We start from the raw sequence: 12,333 nt of genomic DNA on the forward strand, positions 1-12,333 counted from the left end.
TTTATTAGCAATTTGAGACTAAAGTATACATTGGTTTGTTTATTGCTTAAACATTTTAGGTGCTATTTGATCATTTATAGAAGGGGTATCATATAAGTGATGGCTAACATAATGATGTCGCATTCCCTAAAGTAAGGGCTATCACGTATTTATTGTTAAGATTAAAAGGGGCACCTTAAGGGGGAGGATGTTTAAGGTGTTAAGAGAATAAAATAAAAAAGGAGCCACAAGAGCTCCTTTTTGTACATCTGTAGGTGCGAATTAAAGTACGTGTACAGATGCTGTGTTTGTAGTACCTGAAGCGACTAGAGCACCAGAAACCATAACAACGATGTCGCCTTTAGCACCAAGACCTGTTTCAAGCGCTAGCTCTTTACCGCGTAGGTAGAATGCATCAGTGCTTTCAATTGAATCAACAACAACAGGTGTAACACCTTTAGAAAGACATAGCTGAGCTGCTGTCTTAGTATTTGTTGTTACAGCAAGAATGCGTGCTGTTGGGAAGTACTTACGTACAGAGCGAGCTGACTTACCAGCTTCAGTAGCAACGATAATTAGCGGAGCGTTTAGTTTCTCAGCTGTATCTACTGCACCTTTACATACCGCTTCAGTGATACGTAGACGAGGGCTATCTAGACGAGAACCTAGCTCTGGCTTAACAACGTAATCAGTACGTGCACAGATTTGCGCCATGATAGTGACAGCTTCAATTGGGTATTTACCCTTAGCTGACTCACCAGAAAGCATTACTGCATCTGTACCATCCATGATTGCGTTAGCAACATCGCCCGCTTCTGCGCGAGTTGGACGTGGGTTCTTAATCATAGAATCAAGCATTTGAGTTGCAGTGATAACAACTTTACGTGCGCGGTTACACTTCTCGATCATCATCTTCTGAGCGAAGATTACTTCTTCTACTGGGATCTCAACACCTAGGTCACCACGAGCAACCATGATACCGTCAGATGCATCAAGAATAGCGTCGAAGTTATCAACACCTTCTTGGTTTTCGATCTTAGAAATGATTTGGATGTTTTCGCCACCGTTAGCGGTTAGAAGCGCACGGATTTCTTGTACGTCTTCAGCTTTACGGATGAAAGATGCAGCAACGAAATCAACACCTTGCTCACAACCGAACTTAAGGTCAGCTTTGTCTTTTTCAGCAAGCGCAGGCAGTTTTACAGAAACGCCAGGTAGGTTAACACCTTTGTTTTCGCCTAAGTCACCGTTGTTAAGTACTTTACACTTAACTTCAGTATCAGTTGTTTCTAACACTTCCATTTCGATTAGACCGTCGTCTACTAGGATAGTGTTACCTTTTGTTAGGTCTTTAGCAAAACCTGGGTAAGTTACTGCAACGCAGTTTTGGTTACCTACAACTGAAGTGTCAGTTGTAAATGTAAAATCTTGACCAGCTACTAGAGAGAAGTCTTGACCGCCTTCTAGTTTGATTGTACGGATTTCAGGGCCTTTAGTATCTAACAGGATTGCTAGCTCTTTGCCTGTATTAGCCATTACTTCGCGTAGGTTACGAATACGTTGGCCGTGCTCTTCGAAGTCACCGTGTGAGAAGTTAAGACGCATTACGTTCATACCAGCGTTAGCTAGTTTAGTAAGCATTTCTACAGATTCAGTTTTAGGTCCAATCGTACATACGATCTTGGTCTTTTTCATTGAGGGTCTCTCCAGACGAACTTTTACCCAAGGGGAAATTATCATCATAGAACCAATGTTCTCATCTGATTGCTGTGTCACTACATCCTAAATGAGAGAATAGTTACTACGATGGTTGTAATAAAAAACTCGATAAACATTACTTTATAAAAACGTTGGCGCTTTGATAAAGTGACAGTACAAATTTTTATTGTTACTTATCGTTGGTTAGATCTTGATACTTGCATTAATTAATAATATCAAACAGTTTATTGGATATGAGTTTAACGAGCGCAACATTATAGCAGAACTCTTATGATTTGCACTTAGAGTTAAGAGTCAAAATCGTCTCATTGTTATGTGACGTAACGATGATGATTATGCTGAAAAATAAAAATAAAGTATTGTTATTTATCAAGACTTGAAGGGTTATTTAATATTGTCTTTAGGCTGTAACATATTCTGTTGTGGTGAATAATTATCAAAGTAATTGATGAAATCACAATAATGGCTTTTGTGATCTGAATCTGAAAGACTGTAGATAAAACAAAAGGCAGAGAAGGATTAACCTTTTCTGCCTTTCTATGTTTGGTGGCCCCTCCCAGACTTGAACTGGGGACCAAGCGATTATGAGTCGCCTGCTCTAACCACTGAGCTAAGGGGCCAATATGGGGCAAATTATAGGGGATGGATTTGCCCTTGTCTAGCGATTAAGGCTAGGATTTTGTTTGCTTTTTCAACAGTTAGTCTTCTATTCGAAATATTTGCAGAATAAATCAAATAAGTGACTTTGTTATTTGATTGTATGCATTGTTTTAGATACAAAAAAGCGAGCGCTAGGCTCGCTTTTTTGAATGCTTAAGTTTACTCGTCGAGGAAACTGCGTAGCACATCAGAACGGCTTGGGTGGCGTAACTTACGTAACGCTTTTGCTTCAATCTGACGAATACGCTCACGCGTTACATCAAACTGTTTACCCACTTCTTCTAACGTGTGGTCAGTATTCATATCAATACCGAAACGCATACGTAGTACTTTAGCTTCACGTGGTGTTAAGCCTGCAAGTACATCGTTTGTCGCTGCACGTAGATTGGTTGCTGTTGCTGCATCCATTGGTAATTGAAGCGTGGTATCTTCAATGAAGTCACCTAAATGTGAATCTTCATCATCACCAATTGGGGTTTCCATTGAGATTGGCTCTTTAGCAATCTTCAATACCTTACGGATCTTGTCTTCTGGCATTTGCATGCGTTCAGCCAATTCTTCTGGTAATGGCTCACGCCCCATCTCCTGAAGCATCTGACGAGAGATACGGTTCAGTTTGTTGATGGTTTCAATCATGTGAACAGGGATACGAATGGTACGTGCCTGATCTGCGATTGAACGTGTGATTGCCTGACGGATCCACCATGTCGCATAAGTTGAGAATTTGTAACCACGACGGTATTCAAATTTATCAACGGCTTTCATCAAACCAATGTTACCTTCTTGGATTAGATCCAAGAACTGCAGACCACGGTTGGTGTACTTCTTCGCGATAGAAATAACCAGACGTAAGTTTGCTTCAACCATCTCTTTTTTCGCACGGCGCGCTTTTGCTTCACCGATAGACATACGACGGCTGATGTCTTTAATACGCTCGATAGAAAGACCCGTTTCTTCTTCTAGCATGCGTAGTTTAAGAGAAGAACGACGAAGATCTTCTTCGTATGCTTTTAAGCGCTCAGCATAAGGTTTGCCAGAATTTAGCGCTTCATCAATCCAATCTTGGCTTGACTCGTTACCTGCAAATAAGGAAACGAAAGTTTTCTTCGGCATTTTGCTGTTATCAACACACATACGCATGATAAGACGCTCGTTGGTGCGTACTTTATCCATAGAATCACGTAGTGAGCTAACCAAACGGTCAAACTGCTTAGGGATCAGACGGAACTGCTTGAATACTTCAGATAACTCTTCAACTGCAACTTCAGTCGTCGCATTTTGACGACCGTTTGTTTCAATTGCTAACGCCATTTTATCGTAGGCTTGGCGTAGCTCTAAGAATTTTTCACGAGCAAGCTCTGGATCGATGCTGCCGTCATCTTCTTCTTCATCGCTATCTTCAGCGTCTTCGTCATCTTCAAGATCTTTATCTTCGTCTTCAAGATCACTTTCGCTTAGCTCTGAACCAATGTGCGTTGCAGTTGGTGCAGCTGTTGCTTCTTCGTTAGGATCAACAAAGCCTGAAATAATATCAGTTAGGCGAAGCTCATCAGCTTCAACTTTATCGAATTGCTCAAGTAAGTGAGCAATTGCAGACGGGTATTCAGCGACAGAGCATTGAACTTGGTTAATACCATCTTCAATGCGTTTTGCGATATCAATTTCGCCTTCACGAGTAAGTAGTTCAACCGTACCCATCTCACGCATGTACATACGTACAGGGTCTGTCGTGCGGCCGATCTCGCTTTCTACGCTTGATAATGCTTGCGCCGCTGCTTCAATGGCGTCTTCGTCGGCATTATCTTCAGTCATCATGAGTTCATCGGCATCAGGGGCAGTTTCAACTACCTTAATACCCATGTCATTAATCATTTGAATAATGTCTTCTACCTGATCAGAATCAACAATATCTTCTGGTAGGTGGTCATTTACTTCGGCGTAGGTCAGATAGCCTTGTTCCTTGCCTTTCGCAACAAGTAACTTTAGCTGTGACTGCGGATTTTGCTCCATAGACGGTATCCAACTTCGGGTCTGAGTGATAATTTAGTATGCAGAGTTGCAAACCGTTAATTATAACAAATTTCTTAATTGTTGACTACTTATTAAACAGGACGATTCAGTAATAGTAACTGTAATTCCTGCTTTTCTTCGACTGATAAGCCGACAGTTCTCGATTTAGTCTGCAACTGTTCAATTTGTTGTTTGACGCACTGATCAATAATTTTGTCCATTGCGTCTAAAAATACATCTAAGCTGTTGTCTTCATCTTTCGACAACGGTAATACCCACGCAGCAAGACGAGCCATTGTGGCTTCATTCTTGGTACCGCGCCAGTGTTCTAAAAGCTGTCCAGTGCTAATATTGGGATTACTTCGGCATTTATCAACTATCGATAGCAATAAATTTAAGCCTGATAATTCAATATTTTCAAATGCACCCATGTCAAACTCAAGGTGAGTGACAAAATGAGGGTGCTGAATCAATAATGCGATCACTTCTCGCATTGGTGTTCGCTTGATTTGTACTTGGCCCACAGGTTTTGATGTTTTGCCATGCATTGATATTAGTTGCTGAAGCTGGGCTTCGTCAGGCAACCCTAAATTTTTGCCAAGCAGTTCACGTAAGTATAGCCTGAGCGTGCCACCAGGGACCTTATCGATCAGGGGAACGGCGAGGGTGCTAAGTTTCGCTTTCCCTTCGCGGCTGGTGGTATCGACTTGTCGCATTAAACTGTTGAAGAGAAACTCTGATAATGGCATCGCTTCATCAACACGTTGTTCAAAGGCGTCTTTGCCTTCAGCACGAATACATGAATCAGGATCTTCGCCGTCAGGCAAGAACATAAATTTAAGTTGGCGACCATCTGTTAAATACGGCAGCGCTTGCTCCATTGCTCGCCATGCAGCGTCTCGTCCTGCTCTGTCGCCATCATAACAACACACAACTGTGCTAGTTTGACGAAACAGACTTTGAATATGATCGCCTGTGGTTGATGTACCGAGTGACGCTACGGCGTAATCAACACCAAATTGCGCTAACGCGACGACATCCATATAGCCTTCAACCACCATGATTTTATTTGGTTCACGGTGAGTTTGTAACACCTCATATAAGCCGTATAACTCACGACCTTTATGGAAAATATCGGTTTCTGGTGAATTGAGGTATTTTGGGGTGCCATCGCCTAACACACGACCGCCAAAACCAATGACTCGTCCACGTCGATCATGGATCGGAAACATCACTCGGCCACGGAAGCGATCATAACGACGACCATTATCGTTTTCGATCAGCATACCTGTGTTGACAAGTGCTTTTTGCGATTCATTATCTCTGCCAAAACGACTACGTACCATGTCCCATTGATCAGGAATAAACCCAATAGAGAATTTCTTTACGATTTCACCGGATAAGCCACGACCTTTGAGGTAATCGATAGCAATTTCACCTTCTTTGGTACGAAGTTGAGATTGGTAAAACTGTGAAACTTGGCCCATCAATTCATAATAATTACGTTTGTCAGCGGCTTTTGGTCCACGTTGGGTGTTATTGCCATCGTTTTCACGTGGCACTTCCAAACCTAGCTGTGAAGCTAATTCTTCAATCGCATCAACAAAATCAAGGCGATCAAATTCCATGACAAAATCAAGGACGTTACCGTGCACACCACAACCGAAACAGTGGTAAAACTGCTTTTCTTGGCTGACAGAAAAAGAGGGTGTTTTTTCATTATGGAAAGGACAACAAGCACCAAAGTTTTTGCCTTGTTTTTTGAGTTTTACCCGCGCATCAATGACATCGACAATGTCATGTCGAGAAATAAGATCATCAATGAATGAGCGTGGTATTTTTCCTGCCATAAGAAAGCAAATAACCTGATAGTGAAATGAAAGAAGATTGTTGTTGGAGTGTGTGGAGTTCTCGCTCAATCAGATACGAACAAGCCGTGCATCCCAAAAGGATAGCACGGCTTGTCGCTGAATAGGAGAGTGATTAACCTAGTTTAGTTTTCACTAACTTGCTAACAATCCCCATATCGGCACGACCCTGAATTTGCGGTTTCAGTACGCCCATCACTTTGCCCATGTCTTGCATAGTGGCAGCGCCAGTCGCAGCAATAGCTTCATCCATTAACGCAGAGATTTCCTCTTCAGTTAGTGGTTGAGGCATAAACTCGGCTAGAACACTGATTTCAGCATGCTCGACATCAGCTAAGTCTTGACGGCCTGCAGCTTCATATTGAGCTACAGAGTCACGACGTTGCTTAACCATTTTTGTTAATACAACCAACACGTCGTCGTCGTTAAGAGTGATCTTTTCGTCAACTTCACGTTGTTTAATTGCTGCAAGAACTAAACGGATAGCGCCAAGACGAGGTTTATCCTTCGCCTTCATCGCCGCTTTTTGTTCGTCTTTAAGACGTTCAATTAGAGTCATTACGCGATCCTTCTGTATTAAAATCTAAAGATTAGTACAGACGAACGCGACGCGCGTTTTCGCGAGCCAATTTCTTCAGGTGACGCTTAACTGCCGCTGCTTTAGCGCGCTTACGTACAGTTGTTGGCTTTTCGAAGTGCTCACGACGACGAACTTCAGAAAGGATACCTGCTTTTTCGCAAGAGCGCTTAAAACGACGTAGTGCTACGTCAAACGGTTCGTTTTCACGTACTTTGATTACTGGCATGTAATACTCACCTCAGAGTGATTCTATTTAAAGCTGACGTTCAAAGTGTCAGCTGATTAAAAATGGTGCGAAATTCTAATCTGATCTGGGGGCATTTGTAAAGCATTCTACGTCTATGAACTGGTTAATTTATGTCAACAACGGTAACATGCCCCTTAATTAGTACTTCCTAACCCTATTTGAGTTATCGGTTGTTATTGAAACTATACCGATTTTTCATTTAAACCCCCTAATAGTATAGAGGTTGTTATGCGTATACTGGGCATCGAGACTTCCTGTGATGAAACAGGTATTGCGATTTTCGATGATGAAAAAGGTCTCTTGGCACATGAACTTTACAGTCAAGTAAAGCTACATGCGGATTACGGTGGTGTTGTGCCTGAGTTGGCATCGCGTGATCACGTTAAGAAAACGATTCCATTGATTAAGGCTGCGCTTGCTTCTGCCGGACTGACTCATGACGATCTTGATGGTGTTGCTTATACCGCAGGCCCGGGTCTTGTTGGTGCATTATTAGTGGGTGCAACCATTGGACGCAGCCTAGCGTATGCGTGGGATTTACCTGCTGTTGCGGTGCACCATATGGAAGGGCATCTTCTCGCGCCAATGTTAGAAGATAATGCACCTGAATTCCCATTCGTTGCCTTGCTGGTGTCTGGTGGTCATACCATGATGGTTGAAGTTAAAGGCATTGGTGAATACCAAATCCTAGGCGAGTCGATTGATGACGCGGCTGGTGAGGCTTTTGATAAAACAGCGAAGATGATGGGGCTTGATTACCCTGGTGGCCCATTACTGTCTAAAATGGCAGAAAAAGGTACTAAAGGGCGTTTTAAATTCCCTCGTCCAATGACAGATCGTCCCGGTCTTGATTTTAGCTTTTCTGGTTTAAAAACATTTGCGGCGAATACCATTCGTGCTAACGACGATGATGAACAAACCCGAGCTGATATCGCGTTTGCATTCCAAGAGGCGGTAGTCGATACCTTAGCCATTAAATGTAAACGTGCACTAAAACAAACAGGTTTAAAGCGCTTAGTGATTGCTGGCGGCGTCAGTGCAAATAAGTACTTACGTCAAGAGCTTGAAAGCATGATGAAGAACCTAAAAGGGGAGGTGTTCTATCCTCGTACAGAATTTTGTACAGATAATGGTGCAATGATCGCTTATGCAGGCATGCAACGTCTGAAAAACAAAGAAACGATGGATTTAGGTGTTAAAGCCTTTCCACGCTGGCCGATTGATCAACTTAAACCGATTGCTGACTAATAAAAAAAGGGTATAGCAATAGAAAAGCGAAGCAAAGAGCTTCGCTTTTTTTGTTTAAGCGTCTTTGTTTTTCTTGGAAAACTTATCCCAAATCTTGGTTTCTTGTCCATCAAGTAGGCGACGAATATTTTCGTGGTGCCGCAAAATAATTAAGCAAGACAGCATGGAAACAGGCATGGTGTATTCAGGTTTTACCAACCAAGTGAGCATTGGTGCAGCAAGGGCTGTGATAAGTGATGCGAGTGAAGAGTAGCCCGTTAAAACCAGTGTGAGTACCCATGTTGTAATCAGCATGCCGCTTAAATCCCATCCAATAGGCGCTAATGCTCCAAGGGCTGTTGCAACTCCTTTTCCGCCCTGGAAATGAAAAAATAGTGGATAAATGTGGCCTAAACAGGCAGCAATTCCAATGATACCGAGTAAAAATGGATTAATACCTAAAAAGTAGCTTAGCCATACTGGCAACATACCTTTCAAAATATCAGATACCAAGACTAGTGCTGCTGCACTCTTTCCACCTAAACGAAGCACATTAGTAGCACCTGGATTACCGGAACCACTTTTTCGAGGATCGGGAAGTCGATACAACCGCGAAATTAATACGGCGCTAGAAATAGACCCAAGTAAGTAGGCGGCAATGATCATCAGTAGCGCTAGTGGTGTCATGCATTTTTCCGAATAGCTAAGGTAAGTGCCAGTTCAACAGGAATTGAAATGTTAACTGGATCTTATCTGCGTCAATATTACGGAACAGTAATTTTGACTCGTTCATGGCTGTGGTATAGTTCCAGCCAAGTTAACAGTGATAATGTTGCATCATTACTAACAACACTCATGTTAACGAATATTACCTGATAATACGCGCTTTTGCTGACATTGGGTATCCGACCTCTAACAAAATTAGCGATTGAGCATGGATACGGTATTTATCGAAAAATTAGAAGTTATTGCCACTATTGGGGTATATGACTGGGAGCAGGAAATTAAGCAAAAATTAGTGCTTGATTTGGAAATGGCGCATGATAATCGACCTGCTGCTAACAGTGATGATGTTACTTATGCATTGGATTATTCTACGGTAAGTACCGCTGTTACGAATTTGATTGAACAGGGACGATTTCTGTTAGTTGAGCGTGTAGCTGAAGATGTGGCAAATTTAATCATGACAGATTTTAATGTGCCTTGGATCAAAGTGCGAGTGACTAAACCTGGTGCTGTGGTGAATGCGCGTGGCGTTGGAGTGCAAATAGAGCGAGGTAGTAAGTGATCACCGCGTATATCAGTATTGGTAGTAATATTGAACGTGAATATCATTTAAAAGCTGGCTTAGATGCGGTAAAGACACTGGCAAGTAACTGGCGAATGTCTCGCATTTTTGAAGCTGAGCCTGTGGGGTTTGATGGTGATAATTTTTTTAATGCAGTGATTGAAATACAGACATCGTTATCGTTATCTGCATTACAATCTCAACTTAAAGAAATTGAATGCCAATTAGGGCGTCCGGCACATGCGGTTAAAAATCAAAGTCGTACTATCGACCTTGATTTGTTGTTGTATGGCGATGCTGTAAGTGATGCTTTACCGTCGTTACCACGTTCTGATATTTACCGTTTTGCTTTTGTTTTGTGGCCTCTCAGTGAGTTAAATCCAGACTTAGTGATACCACAAGAGACTCAAACATTGGCGCAACTTTGGCAAAATTTTTCTCAACAGCAAATATTATGGCCTGTTGAATGAGTCATTTAGTAAAAAGTTAGTCACTACTTACTTTTTATGCTGTGTTTAATTAAGGACAATTAATGAGTCATTTAGAAGCATTTATGTTAGCCCTTATTCAAGGACTGACAGAGTTTTTACCCGTCTCTAGCTCCGCCCATTTAATCTTACCGTCTGAGATCTTAGGTTGGCCTGATCAAGGCTTAGCGTTTGATGTCGCTGTACATGTTGGTACGTTGATGGCGGTTATTCTGTATTTTCGAAAAGAGGTGGTTTCGTTATTAACCGCTTGGATTAACTCCATTTTTAAACGTGAACATAGCGCTGAATCGAAATTAGCATGGATGATTGTGATAGCGACAATCCCCGCCTGTATCTTCGGTTTGGTGATGAAAGACTTTATCGAAATGTACTTGCGTTCAGCATGGGTGATTGCGTGCACCACGATTATCTTTGGTTTGTTGCTATGGTGGGTTGATAAACGCGCCAAGCAAACCGATAACGAGTATCAAGCGAATTGGAAGAGTGCGTTGTTTATTGGTCTAGCGCAGGCGGCGGCTATTATCCCTGGAACTTCTCGCTCTGGCGCGACGATGACAGCTGCACTGTATCTTGGCTTTACGCGTGAGGCTGCAGCGCGTTTTTCATTTTTAATGTCGATCCCGATTATTCTGCTTGCTGGTAGTTACCTTGGTTTAAAATTGGTGACGGGCACAGACCCAATTGATTTCGGTAATCTAAGCATTGGTATTGCTGTTTCGTTTATCAGTGCTTATGCGTGTATTCATGTGTTCTTGAAATTAGTAACGCGTTTGGGAATGACACCGTTTGTTATCTACCGCTTAATTTTGGGTATTGGTTTGTTCTTATTCTTGATGTCCAAGTAATTTTAACGCGCTATTTACGATCAAAAAAGCCGACATTAAGTCGGCTTTTTTGTGTCTTTTATTTTAAAGCTAATACTTAGCTACTTTGGCGTGTCGCTGTTAAATGTAGAGCAACTGCCTCTATACGTTTTGCCGCTAATTGCTCTCTGATCTCTGCGCCTTTAAACCCTGCTGCAACAATTGCTTTTACATCCACTTGTTGTGCTATAGCAAATACAGTTTGGAAAATATCAGCTTGTTGGTACGGTGTTTGCTCAAAGTGGGTGCGTCCACGAGCATCAGCACGGCAGCACGTTGCTAGTTGAGCAACACGGTCGGGTTTTCGCCATGCGTCAATTTGATCAAAGATTTTAATAAAGGTATCAGCACGCATTTCTTCGGCATAATGGATTTTGGTGTGCTGTTCACAGACCAATAATGCCAGATCGCGATAGTCATTCGGTATACGTAAACGTTGGCACAGTGCTTTGATAGGTTTAATACCATCTCGACAGTGTGTCTTGTGATGAGGTAGATCCTCCTTTGGGGATAAGGCTTTCCCAAAATCATGTACCTGTGCGGCAAAACGAATGGTTTTATCGGTCGTTAACTCAGCGGCTTTTTTAGCCACTAATAAAGTATGGATACCGCAATCAATTTCAGGATGCCACTTTTCAGGTTGTGGTACCCCAAACAGTGCATCAATTTCAGGCATGACAACTGATAACGCACCACATTGGCGCAGTACCGTAAGAAATACTTGTGGGTCATCACTAGAGAGTGATTTTTCCCACTCTTTCCATACCCGCTCAGGTGTGAGGCTTTCTAATTCACCACTGATCACCATCTCTTGCATTAACGCGATAGTTTCAGGCGCGACAGTAAAACCTAAATGGGCAAAACGTGCGGCAAAACGCGCGACACGTAAGACACGCAAAGGATCTTCACTAAATGCAGGGGAGACGTGACGTAAAATTTTATCGTGAAGATCTTGTTGTCCATGGTAAGGATCAATTAACTCACCCGTTGGTGATTGGGCCATCGCATTGATGGTAAGATCACGGCGCTGTAAATCTTGTTCAAGCGTTACATCAGGTGCAGAATAACAAGTAAAGCCAGTATAACCATGCCCGGATTTTCGCTCAGTTCGAGCTAGAGCATGTTCCTGTTTCGTTTTTGGGTGAAGAAAAACAGGAAAGTCACTGCCTATTTGTTCAAATCCTGCAGCTAGCATTGCTTCAGGTGTTGTGCCAACCACCACCCAGTCTTTATCTGTTACCGTAAGGTTTAATAAGGTGTCACGAACGGCACCACCAACAAGATAGGTTTGCAATGAAAGCTCCTTATATCTGAAACTAATGAGATGAATCTCTACCGATTTTAGTTAAAAACTGACCATAATACTGTATTCAGTGTGAACTTGGTCTATGCGCTACTGCT

Annotated in this window: 11 protein-coding genes and 1 tRNA gene; 4 read left to right on the top strand and 8 right to left on the bottom strand. The window is 42.3% G+C overall.

Annotated elements, in window-relative coordinates; all coding sequences use genetic code 11:
* Positions 1-261 precede the first annotated feature (261 nt).
* The 6 genes from pykF to rpsU all read right to left on the bottom strand — a co-directional run bounded on the left by pykF (position 262) and on the right by rpsU (position 7,042).
* A complete protein-coding gene (pykF, locus tag C9J41_RS14885; RefSeq protein WP_005369842.1) occupies positions 262-1,674 on the bottom strand; it encodes a pyruvate kinase PykF in 1,413 nt (470 codons plus the stop codon).
* A gap of 568 nt (positions 1,675-2,242) precedes the next feature.
* Positions 2,243-2,318, bottom strand: a tRNA-Ile gene (locus C9J41_RS14890).
* Between the two features lie 199 nt (positions 2,319-2,517).
* Complete coding sequence (gene rpoD, locus C9J41_RS14895) at positions 2,518-4,368, bottom strand: RNA polymerase sigma factor RpoD (RefSeq protein ID WP_005369841.1); 1,851 nt, start codon at positions 4,366-4,368, stop codon at positions 2,518-2,520.
* A 92-nt stretch (positions 4,369-4,460) separates the two neighbouring features.
* Positions 4,461-6,218, bottom strand: a complete 1,758-nt coding sequence (dnaG, locus tag C9J41_RS14900; protein WP_107207650.1) for a DNA primase — start codon at positions 6,216-6,218, stop codon at positions 4,461-4,463.
* Positions 6,219-6,351: 133 nt separating this feature from the next.
* Positions 6,352-6,795: a GatB/YqeY domain-containing protein gene (locus C9J41_RS14905; RefSeq protein ID WP_005369839.1), complete on the bottom strand. Its 444-nt coding sequence runs from the start codon at positions 6,793-6,795 to the stop codon at positions 6,352-6,354.
* Between the two features lie 31 nt (positions 6,796-6,826).
* A complete protein-coding gene (rpsU, locus tag C9J41_RS14910; RefSeq protein ID WP_005301411.1) occupies positions 6,827-7,042 on the bottom strand; it encodes a 30S ribosomal protein S21 in 216 nt (71 codons plus the stop codon).
* Positions 7,043-7,291: 249 nt separating this feature from the next.
* Here rpsU and tsaD point away from each other — a divergent pair, with 249 nt between their 5' ends.
* A complete protein-coding gene (tsaD, locus tag C9J41_RS14915; RefSeq protein ID WP_107207651.1) occupies positions 7,292-8,311 on the top strand; it encodes a tRNA (adenosine(37)-N6)-threonylcarbamoyltransferase complex transferase subunit TsaD in 1,020 nt (339 codons plus the stop codon).
* 54 nt (positions 8,312-8,365) lie between these two features.
* Here the strand turns inward: tsaD and plsY are convergent, their stop codons facing one another.
* Entirely contained in the window at positions 8,366-8,977 is a 612-nt protein-coding gene (plsY, locus tag C9J41_RS14920) for a glycerol-3-phosphate 1-O-acyltransferase PlsY (RefSeq protein WP_107260895.1), read from the bottom strand.
* A 247-nt stretch (positions 8,978-9,224) separates the two neighbouring features.
* On the opposite strand from plsY, the gene folB reads away from it, so the two are divergent.
* The 3 genes from folB to C9J41_RS14935 all read left to right on the top strand — a co-directional run bounded on the left by folB (position 9,225) and on the right by C9J41_RS14935 (position 10,914).
* Entirely contained in the window at positions 9,225-9,578 is a 354-nt protein-coding gene (folB, locus tag C9J41_RS14925; RefSeq protein WP_045130746.1) for a dihydroneopterin aldolase, read from the top strand.
* Entirely contained in the window at positions 9,575-10,048 is a 474-nt protein-coding gene (gene folK, locus C9J41_RS14930) for a 2-amino-4-hydroxy-6-hydroxymethyldihydropteridine diphosphokinase (RefSeq protein WP_107247481.1), read from the top strand. The genes folB and folK overlap by 4 nt, the downstream gene beginning before the upstream one ends.
* Positions 10,049-10,110: 62 nt before the next feature.
* Positions 10,111-10,914, top strand: a complete 804-nt coding sequence (locus C9J41_RS14935) for an undecaprenyl-diphosphate phosphatase (protein ID WP_107247480.1) — start codon at positions 10,111-10,113, stop codon at positions 10,912-10,914.
* Between the two features lie 76 nt (positions 10,915-10,990).
* Here the strand turns inward: C9J41_RS14935 and C9J41_RS14940 are convergent, their stop codons facing one another.
* Positions 10,991-12,226 (bottom strand): multifunctional CCA addition/repair protein, encoded by a 1,236-nt coding sequence (locus C9J41_RS14940; protein WP_107294731.1) that lies wholly within the window; start codon positions 12,224-12,226, stop codon positions 10,991-10,993.
* Positions 12,227-12,333: the final 107 nt, after the last annotated feature.

This window comes from Photobacterium sp. GB-50, from assembly GCF_003026755.1.
Classification (GTDB): domain Bacteria; phylum Pseudomonadota; class Gammaproteobacteria; order Enterobacterales; family Vibrionaceae; genus Photobacterium.

Bases quoted from the DNA above. Each gene is read 5' to 3' on its own strand.
- C9J41_RS14905 (WP_005369839.1), bottom strand. From the start codon at position 6,795: ATGACTCTAATTGAACGTCTTAAAGACGAACAAAAAGCGGCGATGAAG.
- rpsU (WP_005301411.1), bottom strand. From the start codon at position 7,042: ATGCCAGTAATCAAAGTACGTGAAAACGAACCGTTTGACGTAGCACTA.
- folB (WP_045130746.1), top strand. From the start codon at position 9,225: ATGGATACGGTATTTATCGAAAAATTAGAAGTTATTGCCACTATTGGG.
- plsY (WP_107260895.1), bottom strand. From the start codon at position 8,977: ATGACACCACTAGCGCTACTGATGATCATTGCCGCCTACTTACTTGGG.
- pykF (WP_005369842.1), bottom strand. From the start codon at position 1,674: ATGAAAAAGACCAAGATCGTATGTACGATTGGACCTAAAACTGAATCT.
- dnaG (WP_107207650.1), bottom strand. From the start codon at position 6,218: ATGGCAGGAAAAATACCACGCTCATTCATTGATGATCTTATTTCTCGA.
- rpoD (WP_005369841.1), bottom strand. From the start codon at position 4,368: ATGGAGCAAAATCCGCAGTCACAGCTAAAGTTACTTGTTGCGAAAGGC.
- tsaD (WP_107207651.1), top strand. From the start codon at position 7,292: ATGCGTATACTGGGCATCGAGACTTCCTGTGATGAAACAGGTATTGCG.
- C9J41_RS14935 (WP_107247480.1), top strand. From the start codon at position 10,111: ATGAGTCATTTAGAAGCATTTATGTTAGCCCTTATTCAAGGACTGACA.